The sequence below is a fragment of the Pseudoalteromonas sp. 2CM28B genome (genome assembly GCF_023161935.1).
On the sequence record NZ_JALNTH010000004.1, the window covers coordinates 278,782 to 303,432 of the forward strand.

The following is a 24,651-nucleotide window of genomic DNA, read 5'->3' on the forward strand; positions in this document are numbered from 1 at the left end:
CTGCGCTCACGTTTAGCTATTGAGGGTGAACAAACCGATAGCCCACACCGTAAACCGACTGAATAACGCTGTCGGTTTGCGTTACTTCATCAAGCTTTTTACGTAACTTTTTTATGTGGCTGTCTATAGTGCGGTGGCTAACTATACGTTGGTCTGCGTACATGGTGTCCATTAAGCTATCGCGTGAATAGATTCTGTTAGGGTTTGAATACAAAGGCTTAAATAGCTGAAATTCAAAATTAGTTAGTTCTATACTGCTATTTTTATAGTTTACACTGTAAGTACTTTCATCCAGTGTCATGGCATTATTTATCGGCTCTTTTGTGGTATTCACACGCCTTAAAATTGCTTTTACTCGCGCCACCAGCTCAGCATAACTAAACGGTTTACAAATATAGTCATCGGCGCCCAGTTCAAGTCCGAGTAACCGGTCAATCTCCTCCACCTTTGCCGAAACCATAATAATGGGCACATTAGAGAACTTTCTTATCGCTTTGCACAGTTCTATACCGCTTTGCCCTGGCAACATAATATCTAATAAAATAACACTTGGCTTATTACTTTCAAGCCAGCTAAGTACTTCATCACCATGATGAATAAGGTGCGTTTGATAATGATGACTTGTTAAAAAGTCGCTCATTAAATTGGCAAGTTTTATTTCATCTTCAACAATGAGTATTTGCTCACTCATATTTATCCTCTACTGAACTAATAAGGGTAATTTAATAACAATGCCAAGCCCGCCAATACTGGCTTTTTCGGCTGATATTTGGCCATTATGACCTTTAACTATATGCTGACAAATAGACAAGCCTAAACCAGAGCCACCCTCTTGGCGATTGCGAGAGCTGTCTACACGGTATAAATATTCAAACAAGTGCGATAAATGCGTTTGCTCAACGCCTATCCCGTTGTCCTCTATTATAAGCTCTAAATAGGCTTGGCCTTTAATATTTACGTTATTGGCACTTAAAGAAATAGTTGAGCACTGGGCGTAATGCACCGCATTCATTAATATATTATCTAGCAATTGCAGTATACGTGTTTTATCTGCGTTTACTGTGGTGTTGTTAGCACTATTAAGAAGGTAAAAATTAATAGCATGCTGCTCAAAAATAACGTGATACTTTTGCTCTATGGAGTTAAGTAAAAAGCCTACGTCGGTAGGTTGCATGGTGTAATGCATGCCACCTAGCTCTGCGCTGTTTAGCATGTGTAGGTCGTCAATCAAGCGTTTTAAATGCAGCGCTTCATCGTTAGCAGAACTTATATTTTTATTATTTGGTTCACGTATTCCAAGCAGCATAGCTTCGAGCTCACCGAGTAAAATGCTCATTGGCGTTCTTAGTTCATGAGAAATATTAGCTAACCAGCGTTTACGTACTTGCTCATCTTTAGCGAGCGTAAAGGCCAAGGTATTAAAATCTTCACTAAGCTGGCCCAGCTCGTCTTTTCTATCTAATAAAAGTTTGGTGCTGTACTGCCCTTTGGTTAGCTTATGCATACCACTGGCTATTTGCTTTACAGGGCCAACTAAATGCCTTGCCAGTAAAAAAGACAACATTAAGGTAAGTAGCCCTGCGGTTAACGCAATAAGCCATAAATAGTTAGTTTGTTGCTTTAAAAAATCCAGCTCGTACCCATCTGCTAGGCTTTTTCTTTTTGAAACAGCAAGGTAAGCAATTGTTTTACCTTCAAGCTCTATGGGCGTTTTAATGTACTTTAAATCCTCAAATAATTTACCAAAAATACGCTGCTGGTTTTCATCCAGTAGTGCATAGTGCGCGGCATGCTCGGGCGGTGGGCGTCGATCTCGTTGCGCCATATGCTGTGGGGGTCTGGGTCTGCGTTCACCGCGAATTTCTGGGCGCTGTGGCATATCGCGTAAACTAGGTAAAAACTGGCTTGATTGCAATTGCGATTCAACCAACCTTAAAAAGCGCTGATCGTTACCTATAATTTTATCCCACGAGGGAGTTTGCGCGTATTTATTAGCCAGCTGTACCGCTAATGGCTCTAATGCTTTTACTTCTTTGGCGTTTACAAAATCAATAATACCTTGGCCAATACTGTACTGAATAAGCACAACTAGCCCTGCAATAATGCTAAAGGTGAAGCTAAATAATATTAAAAAAAGTTTGTTATGAATTTTCATTTATTTTTTATAAACCTGACTCTAAAAGCATTTGAGCTGTTATTTATTGCGTATTTTTTTACTGCTAAAACGTATTTTTAAAAGCTCTAAGCCCTTTAAAGAATAGTCTGTAATAACAATTGTATTAATTGCGTGTTCTATTATAGCGACTTATAAATAGCGCCTTTAACAACAACGTATAACGTTAACAAGTAAAAGTGCAAACAATGTGCATTATATGAAAAATTACGCTCAAAAAAGGCGACCTAAGTCGCCTTTGTTATTAATCGTTTTTTAAATGCTTATCAAAAAAATCGAGAAACGCTTGTAACGTTTTAATTCTATGCGGCTGATAGGACAAGTAATGATCGCCATCTTCTAGCTCAATGTAAGTAACATCTTTATCTTCGTCATCTAGTTCATCTTCCATTTCTCTACTATGGTAAATAGGGACAACACTGTCGTCGCTACCATGCACAAGTAAAACAGGTTTGTTGATTGATTTAGCAAAATTGACCGGCGAATTGGCCTCTAACTTATCGCTATTTGTTCCAAACTGTTTTCGTACTATGTCTTTGTTTGTAAAGTGGCGGGCTTTACTCACAATATGCTCAAGGTCAGTTACCCCTGCAAAACTTGCCGCACATTTAAATGTTTCAGGGTGTTTAATAACAGCCATTAAGGCGGCATATCCACCGTAGCTTGCACCACCAATACAAATTTTATCAGCCTGAGCAATCCCTTGGTCTATTAACCAGTTAGCTCCATCTTGTAAGTCATCTTGCATGGCTAAACCAAAACCTTGGATCGACTGCATTAAAAAGTCATAACCATAACCACTTGAGCCACGAAAGTTAGGCTGTAACACGGCGTAACCATTATATGCCAGTAGCGCAGTCCAATAGTCAAAGCCTGCATAGTCTCGCGCCATAGGCCCACCATGTGGAAATATAATAGTGGGTAACTTATCGCCTTTCTCATAGCCAACAGGCAGCGTTAAGTAGCCTTCTATAATAAGCCCGTCACGTGCTTTATAGCTAATGTGCTCTTTACCGGCGTATACGCTTTCGTTAATGTGTGGGTAAACGTCTGCAAAAAATGTTAAATCACCTCGCTTTCTGTCACCTAACATGTAGGCGCCTGATGTTTTATCTGAGCTGACATACAGTACATATTTTTGCTGATCGTCGCTGGTGCTAACAATATCCATTTCAAATGAATCTTTAGGTAGTGATGCTCGTAAAGAGCGATGTAGCTTGTCTAAGTCTTCATCCCAATACGCAATACCATCTTCTAAATGCGAATGCGTAAAGCCTGCCACTTCGCCAGTTTTACGGGAGTAAAAAATATCGCCATCTACATCGTACTTGTCGTCGCTAAAAATGAGTTCACGTTTGTTAGTTGATAGATTAAGCTTAAATAATGCATCACGCCCTTCATGTAGCGCAGTGATGTATAAAAAGTTAGGGTCTTTATCAAAGCCAAGTATCGAAATGCTTTGCTCACTAAATACTTCGTAGCTAAATAGTGTTTGCCACGACTCATTTTGCTCGTTGTACAGCTCGTAAGTGAATTGTGTTTCATCCATTTTTTTAGCAATACGAACCTTGCCTTGTCTATCAGCAAACCAACTGGTTACATCTGCACGAGCACGTTGTATTTGTTTTTTACGTAAGGTAGTTAGGTCAAGTTCATACACAGCAGGGGTATTGGCAATTTTAAAGTCGCCCTGCACGAGTATTTTATTTTCTTGCTCCGGTAAAAAGCTAATAATTCGGTCAGAAAACTGAGGCTGCTTTTCATCACGCGTGTTGTTTGCTCTAAAAGCCAGTTTTATTCCTTTATCATCACTTAGATTATACGAATACATTAATGTAGACGCATACTTAACCCCACCAAATTGATATTTAATGTATCGTGCGCCCAATAACAACACATCATTATTTGCCCAACTAAACCAGTCAAAAAATACAGTGTGGTTATCAGATTTAATAATCGGCTTGCCCTTGCCTGTTGTAAGGCTTTGCACCATTAAAACTAAATCGCCATCAAGGTTTCTAACATACGCAATGTTATTTCCATCTGGTGAGAGCTTAACTTGGCTTATGCTTTTTAAGCCTGCAAACGCTTCTATGGGTAGCTTTTTATCAGAGGCTGATAGGCAGCTAAAACTAAGTAGGGCAAATACTAAAGTGAGGTAAAGTTTAGACATTCAATATCCATTTGTTTTTATAAGTAACGCTTAATGAGTTAACAGTAAGTGTATAAAGTTAATCTGTTATTTTACAATTGTGGCCGCTTTAGTACAAATTTATCTTTAGTAGAGCTAAAGTAGTCTCCACCCATTTTACCTACGCTGTTTAATCGCGTGGGATCTATATAGCCATTCACTAACACGTTATCGTCAATATAAATCCCCACCACGTTGAGTAGCATAACTTTGCCGCCACCTGGTTCGTCGCTTATCTGAATAACGTCTCTTAAAGTGCACTCGTATCTTACTTTAGCCGCTGCGGCGCCTGGGGATGTTACGTGTGTACTGGCGATTGTTTCAATATTTGCCGCCTCAAATTCACTCACATTATGTGGATAATTAGCGCAGCTTTGATTCATTTTTTCTACTAGCTCTTCACTAACAATATTAACCACGCAGTTGTTAGTGGCTTGAAGGTTTAAAAGCGTGTCTTTATTGGCTTTTTCGCGTGGGTTTACTTGGGTCACGCTCAGCACTGGCAGGTTACAGCTGGCCACTGTAAAAAAAGAGTAAGGGGCAATATTAGCAATCCCCTCCTTACTAAGTGTGCTTACCCAAGCAATAGGACGCGGGCTAATACCCCCCACTAAATACGAGTAAACATTGTGCTGCGTGCTTTGCGTTAAATCTAAAAACATAATTTTCCTTTATACGTCGTACTGCAAATCGTAAAAGCGCTGTATTGCGTACAGTATTTCATAACTGCAGCCACTTTTTTAAATATGCGCAAAAAAATAAACATAGTGTGGTTTAAACGCGATTTACGCCTTAGCGACCATCAACCACTTAAAAATGCATTTAGTGATGATTTACCCACGTTACTGCTATACAACTTTGAGCCACTAATGCTTGAGGATGCACATTATAATGCGCGCCATTGGCGTTTTGTTTATCAATCAATAGGCGAAATAAATCAGCAGCTAACTCGCTACAAAGCAACGCTGTATATTTTTAACCAAAACATGCTGACACTGTTAAACACGCTTAATCAAACATACCAAATAGCAAACATATTTAGCCATCAAGAAATTGGCTTAAACAATACCTTTGAACGCGATAAAGCCGTGGCTACATGGTGTAAAGCTAACAAAGTTAACTGGCTTGAGTCACAAACGGGCGGCGTTATTCGTGGCAAAAAAAACCGTAAAAATTGGAACGCACGCTGGCAACAAACAATGCAGGCTCCTATTGCTATTCCTAATTGGAAAAACATAAAAACCATTACACTTAATAACTACCAAACACCTAAATTGCCCGACAGCTACACGCAAAATGATGACAACTTTCAAGTAGGTGGGCCTTTAACTGCGCACACAATATTGCAAAGCTTTTTTGCTGAGCGCGGTAAGGGGTATCAAAAAGGCATATCTAGCCCCAGCTTAAGCCGTATTCATTGCTCTAGGCTTTCGCCTTATTTAGCTTGGGGTAATATTAGCCTTAAACAGGTTTATCAAATGGCTATTGATGCATACCATGCAAAACACCCAAGCAAAAAAGGCTGGAAGCGCCCGCTTGCTGCATTTGTATCGCGTTTGCATTGGCACTGCCATTTTATGCAAAAATTTGAAAGTGAGAGTACGATGGAATTTAAAGCGCTCAATGCGGGGTATCATCAGTTCCCATATAGAAACGATGACAACGTACAACACGATATTGAACGCTGGGCACAAGGCCAAACGGGTATACCCATTATTGATGCCTGTATGCGCTGTTTAAAAACCACGGGCTATATTAATTTTAGAATGCGCGCTATGTTGGTTAGCTTTGTAACGCATCATTTAAATATAAGCTGGCAGCAGGCAAGCTTACCTTTGGCAAATTACTTTTTAGACTTTGAACCTGGCATTCATTACCCACAAATACAAATGCAGGCCTCAGTTACGGGTATTAATACCATTAGGCATTACAACCCAATTAAGCAATCTGAAGATCAAGACCCAACCGGCGCCTTTATTAAAAAATGGTGCCCCGAACTTGAAAAGCTGCCGATAGAATATTTACACGAGCCTTGGCAACAAACACCAATGGAAGCGCTGTTTAACGACTTTAAACTTGGTGAAGACTACCCCGAGCCAATGCTTGATTTAACTCAAGCCTCCAAACAAGCGCGCGAACGTTTATGGCAATACCGCGAGCGCGCCGATGTTAAACGTGCAATTCCTAATATATTAAAAAAGCATGTAGGGCTTACTCGCACACACAAAAACACCGCAAAAAGTAATTAATATGGCACATAAAAAAAGTCACTTACCACAAAAAGTGTGCCCTGTTTGCAACAAGCCTTTTGCGTGGCGTAAAAAGTGGCAGCGCGATTGGGATAACGTTATTTACTGCTCAGAGCGTTGTAAACGTAATAAAAAGTAAAGGTATTAATCCTTTATGCTATGCGTGAGCTGGCGTCTATTTTGCAATGGTATGAATAACTCGGCTTTTAAGGCTGTATTTAGGTGTTTTATGTAAATAGCACTTACTCAGCCTGAAAAGCTTACATGCAACGCAAGGAGAAGATGATGACGATTAAAAAAACGGCAAACTCAACCTGGTCAGGCGATATTAAAACAGGTAAAGGCAGTATTTCTACACAAAGCGGCGCACTTGATAAACAACCATTTGGTTTTAATACTCGCTTTGAAGACGAGCCTGGTTCCAACCCAGAAGAATTAGTGGGAGCTGCGCACAGTGCCTGCTTTAGTATGGCGCTTTCGCTTGCACTTGGTGATGCCGGTTTTAAAGCCGATAAAATTGATACCAAAGCCACCGTAAGCCTTGATGAGGTTGATGACGGCTTTGCAGTCACCCATATAGCGCTTGAAGTAAACGCACGTATTAAAGATATTGCTAACGAGCAATTTCAGGCATTGTGTGAGCAAACTAAAAAAAGCTGCCCTATTTCAAAGCTACTTAATACCGAAATCTCCCTAAACGCAACGCTCGACTCAACCGCATAAAACGTAATTTTTAAACCTTACGGTTTTACGCGTTAAGCCAGGTAACCTGTTACTTGGCTTAACACTCATCCCTAACCCTTTTTGAGTTATTTGAGTTTAATAACTCATTTAGCAGTGCTATACCCATCCCTAAAGCAGGCCACACTACCCATAAATTATTTGGCGATGTAATTAAGTTTATCGCGGTCAAAAATACCAAAGCCACAAAGTAACGTTTTAAATTATCAAAAAATGCTGGTGTATTCATGTTTGCTCTCCTCTTAAAATGTAAGGTTATTATTGCCTTAATTTTTAAGCCTGAAAGGTGCTATTTGTCATCAGTTAATATGACATTAGTCATAAATTTATAGCAGCCCCTTCAAGCGCATCTCTACAAATACTTATACAAACATACAGTTACTTACAATTATTTAAATGTATTTTAAAGAGTATTTAATATAATACCTTTTCTAGATACACCTCTTTAATTAATAAGAAAGGATACTTATGCGCTACTTAATGCCACTCTCTTTGCTTGCACTTAGCTGTACAGCATCAGTAAACGCTGAACAATCAGCATCAAAGCAATGGTTTAATACAATCAACTACGCAAAAATAGATTCACGCTATTACAGCGATAATGTGTACGGATTATCTACGCATTATTACTTTGAAGAGCAACAAAGCTCGGGAGTGTGGGATGATTATGGCTACCTAGATACAGATAGTAATATAGGCTTAAATTACTTTAATTCAGATGGTTTTAGTAGAAAAGGGATTTTTGGAGAAGGCTTTTACGGTAATGCTTTTGCAACCATAGAGCTACCTAATATTGGCGATACTGATACCTATTCACTTGGCATAGGTTACTTATTTGCTGATTCGCTAAAAGTATCTGCACGTATGGTAGATTACGAATATGGCGATACAGTTTATTTATTTAAAGCACAATATAATCACCAAATTAATGACACCGACTACATTGGTTTTACTGTTGAGACGGATGATGAAATAGAGTCGTGGGACTTATCATCACGTTACTTTGCTCACCTTTACGATGAACGCTACTTTACTATAAATGCTGACTATCTCGATGCTGGCGATGATTCAATTTTTAATGTATTGGCAAATTATTACTTTAATAAGCATGTTGCAGTAGGCGTTGGTTTATACGACTCAGATTTAGTTGTTGAAGGTAAATACTTTATTAACGATAACTACTATTTTACAGCTAATTACACCGATAACGATGACTACGATATATACAATCTCAGTTTTGTAGCTCAGTTTTAGTAAATACAAAAAAGCCGCCTTGCTGGATTCACTTCAGCTAAACAAGGCGGCTTTTATATTAAAACAGCTATAGCTTACATATTACCTAGCTCTATCATCATTGCGGTATACATACGTAAATTAAGCGCTAATTGCTCAAGCGTAATAAATTCATGCTCTGAGTGGCCGGTATAACGTTTGCCTGGCATTGAAGGGCCAAACGATACTGCATTATCAAATAGCTTTGCGTTAGTGCCGCCACCTATTGATACAAAGTCAGCTTGTTCGTCACCTGTAAAATGTTTAAAAATATCGAGCAGCCTTTGTGCGTGCGGTGCGTTATCTAACAGCATAGGTGTACCAATAATGGTCTCGACATTAGTAAGCGTTACGTTATTTGCAGTTTCCCATTCCTTAATCGCGCTGTTTATTTGCGTTTTAAGTAGGTTTTCATCTTTACCAACTGGGCGGCGTGCGTTAATGGCTAACGTTAGCGCGTTACCATCGCGTTCAATTACGGTAGGGGCAACGCTCATTGGGCCCATGAATTCATGCTCGTAGGCAATATTACCAAATTGCTTACCATGAATATCTAAACCAATTAATTGATTTACAAATTTTATAAGCTGGCCATCGCTATTATTTTCAAGTGCTACGTTTTTAAATAGCTCGCTCAGGTGTGCAATAGCATTAACGCCCGACTCTGGCTCTGATGAGTGCGCAGACATCCCTTTTACAGTTATTTTTAAGCCTTCAGCTTGCTCTTCAAAGTTAAACTCAACTTCACTAAGTGTTTTAGCTTTAGCTTTTAATGAGTTAATAACTACAGCGCTTGCGTTATGCAGCACTAAGCTTGCATCTTCTGGTATTTGGCTTTTAAACGCGCCACCCGCTAAATCACTCACATACATACCGGTTTGTTTTGAGGTAGCATTAAAGGTAGGAGCAATTAAGCTCCAGCCTTTCTCGGCAACTACAACTGGGTATGATGCATCAATGGTTACGGCGTATTTTGGCTGCTCGTAGGTTTTCATAAATTCAGTAAGCGGGCCCCAGTCAGATTCCTCAGCTAGGTAAATCATCAGCTCTATGCGGTTATTAAGCTCTATGCCTTTATCTTTAATCGCTTTCATGGCGTATAGTGCGGTGGCTATTGCGCCTTTGTCGTCTTCTGTGCCTCGCCCGACTAATTTGCCAGGCTCTGAGGTATCAATAATAAATGGGCTTTGCTTCCACTTACTGGCATTGGCAGGTTGTACGTCTCCGTGGGTTACAACGGTAACCTTTTCGCTTTGATCTCCCATGCCTATAAGCACGGTGTAGCCTAGGTCTTGGTAATCAAACCCAAGCTCTGCCGCTTTCATTTTTAATACAGATTTAAAATTAATAAAGTCAGGATTTTGTGGCGCGGGTATCGACTCTTTATTTACCGTAGGAAAAGCCACTAAATTAGTTAACGTGTGAATTTGTGATTGTTGATAAGTATCCACAGCGTAATCGGCAACACTATCAATATTTGTATGTAATTGTGCATGTGCGCTAAAAGCAAATAAAGCACTGCAAAGCAAAGCTAACTTTTTCAAAACGTATCCTTTTGTATGAATCATTACTACCAATGCGCAATAATAAATCGCTTAAATAATTAAATTGGTATTAATGCTAAATTATACCGCCAAGCAATAGTATTAAATAGACCTTTGCGGCAGAGTTACAACAATCGCGCTTTAAATTTAGATAGCGGCTTACATTGCATTGGTTGTATAATGCGCGACCTTAATTAATCAGAGTATTAGTACTAATGAACCGCCGCAAAAAAATTGTCACCAAATTTCAGAAAAAAGATAAACGTGCTAATGCTAAATTGCATAAAAGTAATAAACCGGCGTATGTATCAAAAGCAGAGCGTGAAAAACTAGCTTTAGAGGCGCAGCAAACAACCAACGCCGAGCAAGTTACGCCAACACCTGATTAAACTAAAGCGCCAAGCAGCATATTCTCAACGCTTTATATGGGTTTAAAATGCGTAACTGGCACTTATATTAAATGAGCGCCCTTGCCCAGCTAATTGAGTAAACCCCGTGCTGTTACCTTGCTTAAGCGCTGCAATACTTACCCCGCCTAGGGGTAATTGATAAAACGTATCAAATAAGTTTACCACCTCAATACCCAGCGTAAGCGCATCAAAAGAAGCTTTAGAGCTTATATTAACTAAGCTGTAACTAACGGTTTGGTTTTCTAAGCGGTTAACATCAACGCGTGATTTTGTATCCACCCACTCCCACGACAGCGCATTTTCAAATAATCCTATTTGCTGGCTTAATGAGAGCGCTGTATGCAATGGCTTAATTTGATATAGCGGCTGGTTAGTATCGTCGCGCTTACCACGGGTACTTGTAACGTTTGCTGTTAATACCCATTCGCCAAACTGTCTTGATTGATAAAGTGCCTTACTTATATCAAGCTTTGCGCCATAAAGTGTGGCGTCAACATTAGTAAAGCTTAAAATGTTACGTGTTGTATTTGCTAATCCATAACTATTAAAACTACGTACAATATCTGCATCAATGTAGTCAGTTACATCGGTGTACCACATATTAGCACTTACCCGCCACGCATCATTTTTTGCTGTTTTTGAATACGTTGCACTGATGGTATGAGCGGTTTCGGCTTTGAGGTTTGGGTTACCAATATAACCATTAGCGTCGCCGTACCAGCCAATCATAGTGCTTGCCATATTACTTACACCCCAACTGTAACGCTCATATAAATTAGGGGCTCTGTTTTTGCGGGCCAGGCCTAATTGCAGCTCGTCATAAAGTGTAATTTGATAATTAGCTAATACATTTACATCAACTAAGGTGTCGGTTTTGTCTCTATCTGCATTGTTGAAGTTATTGGCAGCTAGCGCATTATTGGCAGTTGTCATTGCGCTCATACTGCCCGTATTCATCATGCCATCGTTATAGGCTTGTACTTCATCAACCTGTGTATTAACACGCTCAACCCTTATACCCGTATTTAACCAGAGCTTATTATTGATTTGGCTTGCATATTCTGCAAATAAGGCAATACGCTCACGCTTACCGTTATTAATATTTATATAATCATTTGGCCCCATCATGGTTGAGCCTTCAATCGCCGGCCACCAATCATCAATGCGGTAATTATAATATTCTTGTCCAAGTAGTAATGAGCTATTTTGATCAATTGTAAGGCGCCATTTAAGCTGTGTGCTTATATCTTTTGCATCTGTTTTCATGGGCATCATGCCGGTTTTTTCCTTACTAAAAAAACCCATTTCGTGTTTAACGCTGTGCCAATTAACTTGTCCTTGTAGCTCGCTGTTTTCAAAACTGCGCTTATATTGGGCAATAGCGCCATAACTGGTGTTATCAGTCATATCCATGTACTGATTAGCAAAACCCTGATACGGTATTTTTTGATGCGTAAGCTTTATCACAAATTGCTGTTTATCGTCACGTATCGCGCCAGTTAGGCTGTGGTTTTGAGCCCGATATAATGTATCAAGTACCACATTACCCTTTCCATCTTCGTAGCTGTTGGCATCGCTAAACGAGCCTTGGTAATTAAGGCTCACAGTATCGCTTGCTAAACGTGCTCCCACACCTAGTTTTTGACCGTTATCAACACTGCTGTACTTAGCCGAGACATAGCCTGAATGCCATGCTAGCTCACTACTTTCGCTGTATTGTGGTGAAATTGAGTTAACGCTTATTACACCTGCAATGTTATCGCCACCAGCACTCACTGGCGAAACACCAGCAACTACATTGTAAGCCGTTACTTGATTAGCTGATACGTAAGAAAGAGGCGGGTTCATCTGATTAGCGCACGCTGCAGTAACCTCTGCGCCATCAACCAGTACTTTTACTCTATCGCCCATTAAACCATTTAAAATAGGTAAGTTAGACACCCCGCCCGCAGCCGAAAAATCAACACCTAAATGACTAAGCATTGCCTCTGACGAACCAAGCGATAAGTGCTTATTGTATACCTGCCCATGCACTTCAATAATTTCTAAAGTGTTATCATCTGCAAATACTGCAGGAGATAAAAGGCCAGTTAATAAAAGTGCTAAAGGAGAGAATAAATAAGTGTGTTGGATATGTTGAATATGAGCCATTTATAATTTATGCCACTGTTATATATGGCATAAATTATATAATGTAGTTACAAGTTTAGAGCGCGACAAAATGTCGCACTTTGAGAACTTACTGCCACTTAACTCGCGTTAAGTTTAGACACTGTAGCAGAAACAGCATCTGCGCCGCGTTCTATTTCTTGAATTACTTCTGAGACTTTCGCTATTAACTCTCGGCCTTGCTCTGACGAATCAGAGACGGAGGTGATTTGCTTTGAAATATCGTTAGTCAGCTCTTGGTTGTTTTTAACTACGGTTGCTATTTCGTTGGTTGAACTGCTGGTGCTTGCTGCAAGCTGCCTAACTTCATCGGCTACCACGGCAAAACCTCGCCCGTACTCGCCCGCTCGGGCGGCTTCAATGGCTGCATTTAATGCCAATAAATTAGTTTGATCGGCAATACTACTTATGGTCGACACAATAGAGCCGATAACTGCTGATTGCTCATTCAGGTTTTTAATTAAATCAACCGATTTAAGTACTTGGCTTACAATTGCATCTGAGTTTGCAATTGCATCATGTAATATATCTGAGCCCCTTTTAGCCGTTTGCGCACTCGACACCGCCGATTCATAGGCAATTTGTGCAGCCTCACTAACGGCTTCGTTGTCTTTTATGCGATCGGTAATATTAGAGGCAAACTTCACTATTTTTGTCACTTTGCCTTTATTATCTAAAATTGGGTTGTAAGTTGCCTCTAGCCATATTTGCGAGCCATCAGAGGTTATGCGTTTAAACTTACCCGACTTAAACTGCCCATCGCTTAACTCTTCCCAAAACCGAGGGTTATTTTGATAAAAAGAGTCAGTACAAAACATTTTGTGATGTTTGCCAACAATTTCTGCAAGTGAATAACCCACCGTAGATAAAAAGTTTTGATTTGCTTTAATTATGGTGCCATCGGGGTTAAATTCTATTGTAGCCAGCGCCTTATCAAGCGCTTCGGTGAGCGCTTCTTGAGATTTTCGCTGTACATAATTTTTTGTAATATCCGACGCTATTTTAATAACCTTAGTAACCACCCCGTTTACTTCAACAGGAAAATAAGTAGCCTCTAGCCATAGCTTTTCGCCATTAGCGTTAAAGCGCATAAAGGTACCACTTGTTGAGTTTGCCCCTTGCAGCGCTTGCCAAAATTGGCTGTACTCACTCGACTTAGCGTAGTCTGAATCGCAAAAAATCCGGTGGTGCTTGCCTATTACCTCTTCTCTTTTGTAGCCTACGGTATCTAAAAAAAGCTCATTAGCGTCTAAAATTTTTCCCTCGGGTGTAAATTCAATATACGCTACATGGTTATAAATAGCGGATAGTACTGATTTACTTTCATTGAGTTGATGTTCCAATTCTTCAACTTTGGCGTTATCTTTTCGTAGACCAAACATGTGTTAAACCTTTAGGGAATAATAATAGGATGACAATAACAAACAAATATAAAAATAATATGTAAGCTAGCAATAAATGTAATAACTTTGTAAATATAGGTGTTTTTTAGTTTTTCTGCGAGCAATTAAAAGCTTGCTAGTGAGTTGCTTTGTAAAAACTTTTTATAAATTAATCTAATAAGTAACACTTTATAGCAATTAACAAAAGTAAAACAAGCCAAAAATACTATTTTTTATACATGACGTAGTACACTTTTTAACTTAAAATAGCCATCTCACTGACACACTCCACACCTAGTATATGTTTACTCTCCACACAGTTAATGTGTGGCTATTCACTATTTTTAAAATCAAAGTTAAAGGATCTTCTATGAGTGCAGATGTTGCGTCGGCATCTAATCAGTTAAATAAAGCTGCTATTTTATTAGTGTTAGCACTAGGTACGTTTATTTTAGGATTATCAGAATTTTCAATGATGCCTATGCTGCCGCTGATCAGTGAAACGTTTGGCTCAACCCCTTCGCAAAGTGGCTATGCAATTAGCGCCTATGCTATTGGTGTTGTGGTAGGCGCGCCGGTATTAATGCTTACAACGGCCAATATGCGAAAACGCAAAGCTTTGCTGATTTTTTTAAGCCTAATGTGTATTTCTAATGGTTTGAGTGCATTAGCAACCTCATTAGAGCAGCTCGTTATTTTTCGCTTTTTAAGTGGCTTACCTCACGGCGCTTACTTTGGTGCCGCTATTTTGCTTGCCTCCGATATTGCCCCTTCGGGTAAACGCGCAAGCTTTATGTCAAAAGTATTTATGGGCTTAACCATTGCAACCATCGTAGGCGTGCCTATTGTTACCTTGGTGGGGCAAAACCTAAGCTGGCGTTATTGCTTAGGTGGCGCTGCGGTTTTAGCGTTTATTGCGTTTATATTTGTATACAAAGTAGTGCCAAATATCGATAACGCTAAGCCATCTAACTTACTTAACGAGTTTGGCGTACTTAAAAATAAACTAGTGTGGTCTATTTTAGGTATTGTTATTATTGGCTTTGGCGGCGTGTTTTGTATTTATACATACATTGCCGATACAATTTTAGATGTAACTAAAACAGCCCCTTACACTATTTCTATCGCTATGGTGATGTTTGGTATTGGTTGTACGTTAGGTAATTACATATTAGGCAAAGCGGCCGATAAATCGGCCATTAAAACCACAGGCCTTGCACTGGTGTGCACCATCGTATTTGCAATTGCCTACGTTAGCGCAAGTTACAATATTTGGATGCTGTATGCGGTTATATTTTTTATTGGTTGCAGTGTGGGTTTGGCAACGCTTATTCAATCTTTATTAATGGATGTAGCCCCAGAGGGCCATGCAATGATTGGTGCATTAGTACAATGCGCATTTAACACCGCAAATGCTATCGGCCCTTGGGTTGGCGGGGCTGTTATTGCACAAGGTGCAGCGCCTAACCAAACAGGTTATGTCGCAGCAGCGTTGTTTTTAGGCGGCTTAGTAATGTGGTTTTTAAGCTACTTGCAACTTAATAAACAACAACCCGCAGCACAAACGTGTTAAGCATATAAAAAGAGCGGCTAATACAATTAGCCGCTCTTTTACTTTAACAAGGGGATTTAATCACCCACCTTACTGGGCCTCTAACGACGCCATATCAATAACAAAACGATAGCGTACGTCTGATTTTTCCATTCGCTCATACGCGGTGTTTATTTGGTCAATATTAATCATTTCGCACTCTGGCAATACGTTATTTTTGCCACAAAAATCTAGCATCTGTTGAGTTTCTTCTATCCCACCAATTAGTGAGCCTGCGATGCGCCGACGACCCATTAAAAGAGGCACAGTGTTTAGCTCTTCTACGGGGCCAACTTGCCCAACAATAACTAGCGTCCCATCTATGTCTAATAAGGGTGTGTAAATAGACAAATCGTGCTTAACAGGTACGGTGTCAATAATAATATCAAAAGCCGACTGCGACGCTTTCATTGCATCTTCGTCAGTCGACACTAAATAATGCTGCGCGCCAAGTTTTACTGCGTCATCTTTTTTAGACTCACTTCGCCCAACCACTGTTACACTCGCGCCCATGGCTACGGCATTTTTAACAGCCATGTGACCTAAGCCACCAAGCCCTACAACGGCAACACGGCTGCCTTTTGTAACGCCCCACTTATGTAATGGAGAGTAAGTAGTGATACCTGCACATAATAAAGGGGCAACGCGCGAAAGCTCTAGACTTTCAGGGACTGATAGTACAAATTCTTCACGAACAACAATATGTTTAGAATAGCCACCTTGGGTCATCTCGCCGGTTTCTCTGTCTTTACCTGCGTATGTGCCTACCATGCCTTCTTGGCAAAATTGCTCTTCGCCGTTATCACACTGTTTGCAGCTTTGGCATGAATCAACCATGCAACCTACCGCTACCGTGTCACCTTTTGCATAGTTTTTAACAGCGCTACCAATGGCTTTTACTTTACCTACAATTTCGTGCCCAGGGACTAACGGGTAACGGCTGCCTCCCCAGTCATTGCGCACTGCATGTAAATCAGAGTGGCATACGCCACAATATAAAATTTCAATTTCTACATCGTTATCGCGTAAATCGCGGCGCTCAAAAGTATATTCACCTAGTTGCGCACCTTCGCTTTTTGCTGCATATCCTACTGTTTTCATAACAACTCCATAGTCTGTAAAAATTTAAGTCGTCTACCTTTTTGCTTATTTAAGTGCTTTATTTTAAAACTAATCCCATAAGGGCTGTCTCTAAAAATAATACTGGTATGCACTTTGATGTGGTTTACACTAACGCCGTCGCTGTGAATGCACCCTGACCAAAAAAGCCCAACAAGGTTGGGCTTTTTTAACTTAAATGTTGGTTACTTATCCAGTAACGTATTTATCTCATCAATGAGTGAATGTATACGTTCAGCATTTTTTCCTAAATCGCTTCGCCCCACCCGTGACTTACTGCGTATATCTACAAAGCGCTGGCTGCCTTCATCATTGATACGCACAACTACATCGTCTTTAAAACCAAACCATGTGGTGGTATCCGTTGCTTCTACAATGCCCGTAGCCGCATTAACATTAACAAGCTCAAACCCTAAATTTTTAACCGCTTGCTCGGTAGCAGCTAATAAGTCTGTTTTTGATTGTGCATAATTTAGTGTTTTTAGCTCAGGGTAAGCTTTGCGTTGCTGCGTGGCTGTTTCTTCTCCTGCGTATTCAGCTGGGTTTTTAGCATCCGCCCGCAGCGGTACAATTGCCACAAATTTTGGCGGGTTAATTAAATCGGTCGAAATATCATGGATCGCGGGTACGCTTTTAGCCTTGCTCATCATGCTCAGTGGCATTGCAATCGCGATGGCTGCAAACACCAACGCCATTAAAGTGCTGCCCATGCTAAGCGTTTTACGCATAAAAATAACCTGTATAACAAGCAGCACTAATGCAGCGCCACCCACATACACACCAAATCTAAACCCTGCAAACGCAGTACTTAGTTCAACAACCCCATACTTATATAAAGGCCCTGGCAGTAAAACGAGTAAAAAAGCGATTAAACTTACTAAGCTCACTAAAATTTTCATTATTATGATTCCTTTATCATGTGTGATCTTTAATTTTAAGTAGTTGAAACCAGTACATTATACTGCCAAGCACTGGGTTTAGATTACAATTAACAGCTCACGCCACTGTATAGTGATACTTAAGTGCTTTAAATAATAAGCTTTGTTCAAAAACCTTAAAATAAGCTAATTAAAACAACTAAATAACGCATTTTTATTATCAAGCAGCGGCGCTTTAACCTTAAACTAACGTACCTAGGCTGGCGTGTCAGTATCATTACACAAAAAAGTCTAAGGTAGCGCTGTTAAAGTTACTTAAATTAGGAAAAATATCAACCAGCTCAGAAACAGGCACGCCAAACCACTGCGCTAACGTTGCAAAGTATTGCTCGTTAGCCACTTGCGGAATTAACCGCCCGCCTCCGGTATCGTATTCGCCCTCTAATTGCTGAGTAAGTAACTGGCCATAAATAGAGCGGCCTTTTACCGCGCCGCCCATTACTATTTGATTACCCGCCCAGCCATGGTCGGTGCCATCGCCGTTTGAGGTGAGCGTGCGGCCAAAGTCCGACATAGTAAACGTGGTGACTTTATCATTCATGTTTAGCTCTTTCATGGCACTGTTAAACTCGCTGAGTCCTTGAGCTACCGTATTTAATAATGCAGGGTGCGCAGTAAGCTGATCATCGTGGGTGTCAAATCCCCCCATAGAGACAAAAAATACTTGGCGCTGTGTACTTAACGACGACTGCACACTAATAGCTTTGGCCACCGCGGCTAATTGCTCACTCAAGCTAGTATCGCTAAAGGTGGTAGTAAGCGCTGGGGCTTGTTCAAGCGCACTGTTCATCGTTTGCGTGTTGGTAATTGCGCTATTTAAGCCATTCGCATATTCACGCCCTAGTACATGGCTTGCATTGCCTAGCAAGCGGTTCATTATGTTAGTAACGTGCTCAGTGCGGGGCTGATAACCACCAAAGGCGTTAATTGTGCTTATGCCACTTTTGTTAAGCGCAAAGGCACTGGTATTTGTGCCTGTTTGCCATAAATTAGTGCCATCAAGAGAGATATTTGCCGCAAACTGATCCTCTACAGCTAATCGCTCTAGCATACGTGCGCCCCACCCACTGTTTAAAGAGGCTTTTTCTCGGCCGTACATCCATGACGCTTGCTGATCGTTATGCGAAAATAAATGCTTAGGTAAAGGCACCGCGTTATTTTTGTAATCTGTTAATGTGGTGGGAGTAAGTAAAGTGCCTACGCCACCAACAAAGGCTAAATCATCCGACTCAAACACGCTCTGTAATGGCGCAAGTGAGGGATGAATACCCACGCCACCTGCAAACTGCTGAGAAACACTTAACGCTAACGGATTGTCTACTGCGAGGTTTTGCCGGCTTTGCTCGTATAAACTACGCTGCTCTCCCTCAAGGGGTAGCAACATATTAAGTGAGTCGTTTCCGCCATATAAAAATACACACACTAGGGCTTTATAATCACCGAGTTCTATTGCATTAGTTGCCCCCGTTAACGCTTGTAGCTGCAAACTGGTTAAAGCGGCTGCCGATACCCCGCCTTTTAAACATAATGACAAAAAGTCTCTTCTATTTAGGCTCATTATGCGCTCCTAATACTGCACGTTAAATTCAGGTGAAATAGCAATCATGTATAACAAGTACGAAACCCTCACACGGTACTGATCCTCGTCAAAGTAGGCATCTAAATCAAGCAAAGCTTGTGTAGTGTCAGCGCTCATATTGCCGGCAAAATACAGGGTATTGTATTGCTCTATCAGTGCGCTAATGCCATTTTGCGCCAAGTAATCCATATCGCTTTGAACATAAACATAAATTCCTGCAGGGTTTAACTCGGTATACGCTTCGGCTGTACTCCAAACCAAACTTGCAAATAAGGCATTCATTGTGCCTATTAAAGTCGCATCGTTGGCTATTTGTAATTCAGGCGCTACCAAACCTTGGGTGCGTAACGCCGCACTTTGGTAATCGGGTCTAAAAAAGTTAAATACAGAGCCCGACTGCATGGGGCCTTGCCCATAGCTATCGACTAAGTTCCACGTTTTATAATAACCTTGCTGCGACTTCGCATTAAGGCTTCGCCAAAACTGCACAGTTTTTAAAAGTGGTTCTTTAATTTTACCTTGATAGCTAAGTACACTGCCAAAATGGCGTGCTTCGTCATCTAAATAAATAGCTTTAACAACTGCGGCTAAATCGCCTCGTACACCGCTTCCATTATCGTTAAATACACGTGCAACGCGCTCTACATATTGCGCTGTAGGGTTTGAGGTAATTAACCGCTGAATAAGCTGCTTAGAAATAAACGGCGCTACGTTGTCGTGATTAAATAAATTATCGAGGGCTATTTTTAGCGACTCCTCTGGCCCATAACCAGGCGGTATAACCTCATTATTTAATAGTACTTTTTCTTTATCCGAATGGTATTCGCTGTAAGCTTGCATAGGGTTTATATAATCGCGGCTTTTGCGTTTAAAGGTTTCGCTGCCGGCAAATGTCCAGCCTGTAAATACACGCGCAAACCCCTGTATTTGAGCCTGTCCGTAAGTTGCTATGCTATTACCGTCTGCATCTAGTTTAGCGGTGCCATCAAGGTTTAACTCATCTAGGCCAATGGTAAATAATTGCATAACCTCACGGGCGTAATTTTCATCTGGGCGAATATTAAGTGCTTCATCGGCTTTTTCGTTCCCTAAATGGCTTAGGTACGTGCCCATAATTGGCGAAAGCGTTACCTCTTCGAGTAACTCTCTAAAATTGCCAAACGCATGTTTAAGTAATAAATCGTAGTAAGTTACCATCCCCTCTGGTTGTGCACGTAAATCGCTATTTTCATCCGATACAACCAATATTTCACTCAGTGCAAATGCAACACGTTGGCGTAGTTGATCGTCACTTTGTAGCACCGCTTTCCACCATGCATCTATTCGGCTTATATATTTAAAGTCTTCGTCATCTTCAAGTTTTACCAAGTAGTTGCGATGGTAGCTAACTGGCAGTGCTATTTGGTTATCGAGCCATTGCTGCTCACTTAAACCTTGAGCACTGTTTATTTCAGCAAGCGTTGGCCCCATGCTAGCTTGGTGTAATAACCTAGCGGCGCTGTGTATGTCCATGCTGTTTTTGGCTTCAAATGTAACGGTTTGCGTGTTTGTTGCCCCTTCATTATCGGTGGCTGTGACGCTAAATGAGTACGTTATAGGCTCATAACTTTGCGCAGCGGGTATAGTAAGGCGGGTACTTAACGCATCTAATGGTTCATTCAATAACGTGGTGCCCGCGGTTTGTTGCCAAACCACACTGCTTATTGTGCCGTCTTCATCGCTTGCTGTTGCAATTAGCTCAATGGTTTGGCCTTTAGTTAATTCGCTGGGTATGTCGACAACCGACAAGGTAGGAATTTTATTTGAATTGACGGTGGGCGTGTCATCGCCGCCTGAGCCACCACAGGCGCTTAGCAATAAAGCACAACTTGCTAATAAAACTGATTTGTAATGCATGTTAAATCGTCATCGTAAATTAAAGAAGGTACGCGTGTATGTACCGAGTTTGATACGATTATTGAAACACAAAATTTACAATTTAACCTTTTATTTTTTGTAACCGAGCGCTATTTAACTGTTTTGTCGTTAATATTAACCTCAATAATGGGCTTTTTTTTATTAAAAACATTCACCTTATTAGCGGCTTTAGCCACACGTTGCCAAGGCGTTTGTAGGTTCTCGTAAATTGGCCGCCAATACGCATCCATTACACTGTTGTGCCCGCGGTCGTTATTGCCAACCCCCACGGTAATTTTACCTACTTGATGCGCTTTTATCAGCGTGCCACAAGCTCTATCCCAAATGGCTAACGCTGAGCCTAGGTTACGGTCAAAATGTTTTGGGTTATCACTGTGATGAATTTGGTGCTGAGCTGGGCTAATTAACCAATTTTCTATTTTTTTACCAAAGCTCCACCACACATGTGAGTGGCGTAAATTAGCGCCTAAAGCGTTAAAGGCAAATACAAATACATTAGCCCCCAAAATATCTAACATTGATAAATTTCGGCCAAAGCAATACACACAAACGCCCACTACAAAACCTTGGGCTAACGCCATTCGACAGGCATATAAATAGCTTTCAAACGGGTGGCTGCGATAAATGGTCATTGGTGTGAGCACTAACGCACTATGATGTACCTTATGAAAATGCCACAAAAACGGCACTTTATGCAGCGCTAAATGTAATAAAAACCGTGTTAAATCATCAAATATAAACAATAAAACGGTAAAAATAACTAACACCACAGTACTTGGCAGCTGCCATACTGCGCGCTCACCAAAAAGCCATTGCAGGGCATCACTTACGCCAATAGCAACAGGCACCATAGTTAACACTATAGGCACCCACAGCGCGGCTTTAAGTAAGCGGTTTATAATTAATAATTGGTAGTCGAGCTTGGCACTTTTACTCAGCCAAATACGCTTACTAAATAAATAGCGCCCCAGCCCACGCCACGTGCGCTTTTTTTGCTGCGCACGGCCCGAGAAATACAGCAACATTGCAATCACTAACGCCGCAATGCTATAGCCAATAAAAATACGTTTATTGGCATCAAACAAATAATTTGGCGTTTGAAGAAGCGTTTGCCATATAGTCTCGAGCATAACTTACCTCTTAAAATTGATATTTGTAACCCACGGCTACGCTACGCGGTTTACCCGGGCGCGCGCCATATGGGCGACGACTAACAATGTTATCTTGGTCAAACAAATTATCTACCTTAGCGTAAATATGCCCATATTGATCAAGCTCGTAGCGCGCAGCAATATCTACAACGGTTGTAGCGGGTACCTCGACACCTGCCAACGGTAATGAAAAATCATTCCCTGTGGTGTTACCAAGCTCGCCAGCGGTATAAGCTACGCCAGCGGCCTCTGGCATTTCTGAGGTGTATTTTATTAATACATCAACCGACCAATCGTTATGTGCAAGGCCTAAGCTCAGCGCAGCTTGATGGTTAGGCAAGTACGGTAAATGATCGCCCGGGCGAATATGCCCCCACTGCGTAAATTCGCTAAATAGCTCTTCTTTAAACTCACTTTGCGTGTAGGTATAAGTTAAGCGTACCGGCACATCAATGTGCTTATTTAATGCGTAAGTGTGTGCAAATTGAGACTCAACGCCCCATACATCCACTTCCCCACCACTAAATTCGCGGTCAATTTCGTTTTCGATTCCACAATTTGACTGGCCACAGCTTTCTACTAAGTTTGAATAATCATTAAAAAAGCTCACTATTTCCACTTGGCTGTTACCGTTGTTGTAACGGCCACCAAATTCATAGTTTACGCTTTTTTCAAACTCTTCATCTCCTTCACGTACAGGGCTAGATGGGCTCGAGGGCACAAACCCTTGGTGTACACCAAAAAGTAACCCTGCATTGGCCGATAATTGGTAAAAGCCACTTAAACCAGGTAACCAAATACGGCTCGATTTATCTTGCCAATCGTTTTCTTGGCCAGGGGCGTCATTTTGATACGACATATCCATTAATTCGCCACGCACGCCTAAACCAAGAGTTAGCTTATCGAAGGTTACTTTGTCCTCAATATATAACGACCACGCATCGGTAGATTCGGTATTTTGTGTGGTAAATACACTCGCGGTGTCTGTACGGGTGTTAACCGCGTTAACCATGGCGTAGGTGTCTTCAAAATGATCGCGCTCTATTTCATCTTGATGAAAACGCACCCCAAATGAGAGTGAATGTTCAAGCCCAAACGCAGCTACTTGCCAATCACCATCAAACTGTATGCCCTGCGAGAAAAAGGCTCTGTCGTTAGTTCCCATGGTTAAAAACACATTGCTTTCACCACTTTGAACCGAATCTGCTTGGCCACTAATAACGCTGTATTCACGCTCAAAGCGTGTTGGGTCTGCCAAAATATCCGACAAACTACCACTGCTGTTAGTAACCGCGTTGAGTTTAAGCCACGCACGTTCAAAATCGTTGCGATAGGCGCGGGTTGTAAGGGCAAAATTGTCGCTGCTAAGCTGGTGGGTAAACATCACTTGTGTATGCTTAGTGTCCATATTTGCAGGGCCACTGGCGGCATAACGGCGATACGGTGTTTGCTGGTAATCTTCTTCGGTTAACCCAAGGTAGGTTTCGTTAGAAAGCTCATCTGAATAGGCCAGCTTTAACTCAAAGCGTTGCTTAAACTGATCGCTATTAAGTGTGTAATCTAATTTAACTAATAAATCGTCTTTTTCAAAACCTGTATCTTGCCCACCATCAAGCTCTTTAAAACCGTCACTTTCTAGGTGAACGCCTTCAACTAAAAAGCCAAACTGTCCTTGGCGATTACCATAATACGCGTGCGCTTTTTTATAGCCATCAGAGCCTGCTGAAATATCAAGCATACCGCTGGCGTCATCAGGCACTTGGCGCGACACTAAATTAAGCGTACCCGCCACCGTTTGCGGGCCATAATGTATGGCTGCTGGGCCTTTAAACACTTCAACTGCGGTCATGCGTGTAGTAAGCGGAAAATAATAAGCCGCCGGTGCCGAATACGGCGCAGGGCCAATTAAAACACCGTCTTCTAAAATGGTTATTTTTTTACTACGTTCAGGGGTTACGCCCCTAAAACCAATGTTAGGCCTTAGCCCAAAGCCGTCTTCTTCGCGTATGTTTACCCCAGGCACCTGCGATAAAATACGATGAATATCATCAAACTCAAATTGTTCAAGTTGCGCTTCGCCAATTAAAGTTGCCGAGCCTGCTTCGGTGCGCAATTTATCGTTATGGCTAATAATTTGAATATGTTCTAATTCGTTTTTTTGCTCTGCCACTGCTTGGCAACTTACGGCCATAAGCAATGCAATTGTAAGTTTATTGTATTTCATT

The 24,651-nt window shown here is 41.1% G+C and carries 20 protein-coding genes and 1 pseudogene; 6 read left to right on the top strand and 15 right to left on the bottom strand.

Annotation, left to right across the window (positions count from 1 at the left end; genetic code table 11):
* Nucleotides 1-16: 16 nt before the first annotated feature.
* From MTN96_RS08045 to MTN96_RS08060, 4 genes are all read right to left on the bottom strand, one after another.
* The gene (locus MTN96_RS08045) at nucleotides 17-691 is read right to left on the bottom strand and encodes a response regulator (protein ID WP_121637146.1); all 675 of its coding nucleotides are present in this window, start codon (nucleotides 689-691) and stop codon (nucleotides 17-19) included.
* 9 nt (nucleotides 692-700) lie between these two features.
* Entirely contained in the window at nucleotides 701-2,155 is a 1,455-nt protein-coding gene (locus tag MTN96_RS08050; RefSeq protein ID WP_248531150.1) for an ATP-binding protein, read from the bottom strand.
* A gap of 262 nt (nucleotides 2,156-2,417) precedes the next feature.
* On the bottom strand, nucleotides 2,418-4,346 hold the full coding sequence (locus MTN96_RS08055) for a prolyl oligopeptidase family serine peptidase (protein ID WP_248462578.1): 1,929 nt from the start codon (nucleotides 4,344-4,346) through the stop codon (nucleotides 2,418-2,420).
* A 71-nt stretch (nucleotides 4,347-4,417) separates the two neighbouring features.
* A complete protein-coding gene (locus MTN96_RS08060) occupies nucleotides 4,418-5,026 on the bottom strand; it encodes a flavin reductase family protein (RefSeq protein ID WP_248531151.1) in 609 nt (202 codons plus the stop codon).
* 84 nt (nucleotides 5,027-5,110) lie between these two features.
* Between MTN96_RS08060 and MTN96_RS08065 the strand changes: the two genes are divergently transcribed.
* The 3 genes from MTN96_RS08065 (at nucleotide 5,111) to MTN96_RS08075 (ending at nucleotide 7,336) form a co-directional block, all read left to right on the top strand.
* Entirely contained in the window at nucleotides 5,111-6,613 is a 1,503-nt protein-coding gene (locus MTN96_RS08065) for a cryptochrome/deoxyribodipyrimidine photo-lyase family protein (RefSeq protein ID WP_248531152.1), read from the top strand.
* Between the two features lies 1 nt (nucleotide 6,614).
* Nucleotides 6,615-6,752 (top strand): DUF2256 domain-containing protein, encoded by a 138-nt coding sequence (locus tag MTN96_RS08070; RefSeq protein WP_248531153.1) that lies wholly within the window; start codon nucleotides 6,615-6,617, stop codon nucleotides 6,750-6,752.
* Nucleotides 6,753-6,898: 146 nt separating this feature from the next.
* A complete protein-coding gene (locus MTN96_RS08075; RefSeq protein ID WP_029773410.1) occupies nucleotides 6,899-7,336 on the top strand; it encodes an OsmC family protein in 438 nt (145 codons plus the stop codon).
* Nucleotides 7,337-7,394: 58 nt separating this feature from the next.
* Here MTN96_RS08075 and MTN96_RS08080 read toward each other — a convergent pair whose 3' ends face one another.
* Entirely contained in the window at nucleotides 7,395-7,583 is a 189-nt protein-coding gene (locus tag MTN96_RS08080) for a 2TM domain-containing protein (RefSeq protein ID WP_024034257.1), read from the bottom strand.
* 239 nt (nucleotides 7,584-7,822) lie between these two features.
* On the opposite strand from MTN96_RS08080, the gene MTN96_RS08085 reads away from it, so the two are divergent.
* Nucleotides 7,823-8,608 carry a putative porin gene (locus MTN96_RS08085; protein ID WP_055252978.1) on the top strand — a complete coding sequence of 262 codons (786 nt, stop codon included), beginning with the start codon at nucleotides 7,823-7,825 and terminating at the stop codon, nucleotides 8,606-8,608.
* Between the two features lie 74 nt (nucleotides 8,609-8,682).
* Here the strand turns inward: MTN96_RS08085 and MTN96_RS08090 are convergent, their stop codons facing one another.
* Nucleotides 8,683-10,170, bottom strand: coding sequence for a dipeptidase (locus MTN96_RS08090; protein WP_248531154.1), 1,488 nt, complete (start codon nucleotides 10,168-10,170; stop codon nucleotides 8,683-8,685).
* Nucleotides 10,171-10,385: 215 nt separating this feature from the next.
* On the opposite strand from MTN96_RS08090, the gene MTN96_RS08095 reads away from it, so the two are divergent.
* Nucleotides 10,386-10,559, top strand: a complete 174-nt coding sequence (locus MTN96_RS08095) for a DUF2986 domain-containing protein (protein WP_085065494.1) — start codon at nucleotides 10,386-10,388, stop codon at nucleotides 10,557-10,559.
* A gap of 42 nt (nucleotides 10,560-10,601) precedes the next feature.
* Here the strand turns inward: MTN96_RS08095 and MTN96_RS08100 are convergent, their stop codons facing one another.
* The 3 genes and pseudogenes from MTN96_RS08100 to MTN96_RS37280 all read right to left on the bottom strand — a co-directional run.
* Nucleotides 10,602-12,731: a TonB-dependent siderophore receptor gene (locus tag MTN96_RS08100; protein ID WP_248531155.1), complete on the bottom strand. Its 2,130-nt coding sequence runs from the start codon at nucleotides 12,729-12,731 to the stop codon at nucleotides 10,602-10,604.
* 98 nt (nucleotides 12,732-12,829) lie between these two features.
* Complete coding sequence (locus MTN96_RS37275; RefSeq protein ID WP_232510987.1) at nucleotides 12,830-13,312, bottom strand: methyl-accepting chemotaxis protein; 483 nt, start codon at nucleotides 13,310-13,312, stop codon at nucleotides 12,830-12,832.
* Between the two features lie 48 nt (nucleotides 13,313-13,360).
* Nucleotides 13,361-14,131, bottom strand: a pseudogene (locus tag MTN96_RS37280) (PAS domain-containing protein); the annotation flags it as partial.
* A 370-nt stretch (nucleotides 14,132-14,501) separates the two neighbouring features.
* Between MTN96_RS37280 and MTN96_RS08115 the strand changes: the two are divergent.
* On the top strand, nucleotides 14,502-15,704 hold the full coding sequence (locus tag MTN96_RS08115) for an MFS transporter (RefSeq protein WP_004587418.1): 1,203 nt from the start codon (nucleotides 14,502-14,504) through the stop codon (nucleotides 15,702-15,704).
* A 69-nt stretch (nucleotides 15,705-15,773) separates the two neighbouring features.
* Here the strand turns inward: MTN96_RS08115 and MTN96_RS08120 are convergent, their stop codons facing one another.
* The 6 genes from MTN96_RS08120 to MTN96_RS08145 form a co-directional block, all read right to left on the bottom strand.
* Nucleotides 15,774-16,823, bottom strand: a complete 1,050-nt coding sequence (locus MTN96_RS08120) for an NAD(P)-dependent alcohol dehydrogenase (RefSeq protein WP_248531156.1) — start codon at nucleotides 16,821-16,823, stop codon at nucleotides 15,774-15,776.
* A 203-nt stretch (nucleotides 16,824-17,026) separates the two neighbouring features.
* Complete coding sequence (locus tag MTN96_RS08125) at nucleotides 17,027-17,740, bottom strand: DUF1499 domain-containing protein (RefSeq protein WP_055252973.1); 714 nt, start codon at nucleotides 17,738-17,740, stop codon at nucleotides 17,027-17,029.
* Between the two features lie 256 nt (nucleotides 17,741-17,996).
* Entirely contained in the window at nucleotides 17,997-19,337 is a 1,341-nt protein-coding gene (locus MTN96_RS08130; protein WP_248531157.1) for a DUF1501 domain-containing protein, read from the bottom strand.
* Nucleotides 19,338-19,346: 9 nt separating this feature from the next.
* Nucleotides 19,347-21,254, bottom strand: a complete 1,908-nt coding sequence (locus MTN96_RS08135; protein WP_248531158.1) for a DUF1800 family protein — start codon at nucleotides 21,252-21,254, stop codon at nucleotides 19,347-19,349.
* 110 nt (nucleotides 21,255-21,364) lie between these two features.
* The gene (locus tag MTN96_RS08140) at nucleotides 21,365-22,405 is read right to left on the bottom strand and encodes a sterol desaturase family protein (protein ID WP_096739979.1); all 1,041 of its coding nucleotides are present in this window, start codon (nucleotides 22,403-22,405) and stop codon (nucleotides 21,365-21,367) included.
* A gap of 10 nt (nucleotides 22,406-22,415) precedes the next feature.
* On the bottom strand, nucleotides 22,416-24,650 hold the full coding sequence (locus MTN96_RS08145) for a TonB-dependent receptor domain-containing protein (RefSeq protein ID WP_248531159.1): 2,235 nt from the start codon (nucleotides 24,648-24,650) through the stop codon (nucleotides 22,416-22,418).
* Nucleotide 24,651 lies beyond the last annotated feature (1 nt).

What these genes read in the sequence shown, in the direction of transcription:
- MTN96_RS08045 (WP_121637146.1), bottom strand. Translation starts at nt 691, where the DNA reads ATGAGTGAGCAAATACTCATTGTTGAAGATGAAATAAAACTTGCCAAT.
- MTN96_RS08050 (WP_248531150.1), bottom strand. Translation starts at nt 2,155, where the DNA reads ATGAAAATTCATAACAAACTTTTTTTAATATTATTTAGCTTCACCTTT.
- MTN96_RS08055 (WP_248462578.1), bottom strand. Translation starts at nt 4,346, where the DNA reads ATGTCTAAACTTTACCTCACTTTAGTATTTGCCCTACTTAGTTTTAGC.
- MTN96_RS08060 (WP_248531151.1), bottom strand. Translation starts at nt 5,026, where the DNA reads ATGTTTTTAGATTTAACGCAAAGCACGCAGCACAATGTTTACTCGTAT.
- MTN96_RS08065 (WP_248531152.1), top strand. Translation starts at nt 5,111, where the DNA reads ATGCGCAAAAAAATAAACATAGTGTGGTTTAAACGCGATTTACGCCTT.
- MTN96_RS08070 (WP_248531153.1), top strand. Translation starts at nt 6,615, where the DNA reads ATGGCACATAAAAAAAGTCACTTACCACAAAAAGTGTGCCCTGTTTGC.
- MTN96_RS08075 (WP_029773410.1), top strand. Translation starts at nt 6,899, where the DNA reads ATGACGATTAAAAAAACGGCAAACTCAACCTGGTCAGGCGATATTAAA.
- MTN96_RS08080 (WP_024034257.1), bottom strand. Translation starts at nt 7,583, where the DNA reads ATGAATACACCAGCATTTTTTGATAATTTAAAACGTTACTTTGTGGCT.
- MTN96_RS08085 (WP_055252978.1), top strand. Translation starts at nt 7,823, where the DNA reads ATGCGCTACTTAATGCCACTCTCTTTGCTTGCACTTAGCTGTACAGCA.
- MTN96_RS08095 (WP_085065494.1), top strand. Translation starts at nt 10,386, where the DNA reads ATGAACCGCCGCAAAAAAATTGTCACCAAATTTCAGAAAAAAGATAAA.
- MTN96_RS08100 (WP_248531155.1), bottom strand. Translation starts at nt 12,731, where the DNA reads ATGGCTCATATTCAACATATCCAACACACTTATTTATTCTCTCCTTTA.
- MTN96_RS08115 (WP_004587418.1), top strand. Translation starts at nt 14,502, where the DNA reads ATGAGTGCAGATGTTGCGTCGGCATCTAATCAGTTAAATAAAGCTGCT.
- MTN96_RS08120 (WP_248531156.1), bottom strand. Translation starts at nt 16,823, where the DNA reads ATGAAAACAGTAGGATATGCAGCAAAAAGCGAAGGTGCGCAACTAGGT.
- MTN96_RS08125 (WP_055252973.1), bottom strand. Translation starts at nt 17,740, where the DNA reads ATGAAAATTTTAGTGAGCTTAGTAAGTTTAATCGCTTTTTTACTCGTT.
- MTN96_RS08130 (WP_248531157.1), bottom strand. Translation starts at nt 19,337, where the DNA reads ATGAGCCTAAATAGAAGAGACTTTTTGTCATTATGTTTAAAAGGCGGG.
- MTN96_RS08135 (WP_248531158.1), bottom strand. Translation starts at nt 21,254, where the DNA reads ATGCATTACAAATCAGTTTTATTAGCAAGTTGTGCTTTATTGCTAAGC.
- MTN96_RS08140 (WP_096739979.1), bottom strand. Translation starts at nt 22,405, where the DNA reads ATGCTCGAGACTATATGGCAAACGCTTCTTCAAACGCCAAATTATTTG.
- MTN96_RS08145 (WP_248531159.1), bottom strand. Translation starts at nt 24,650, where the DNA reads ATGAAATACAATAAACTTACAATTGCATTGCTTATGGCCGTAAGTTGC.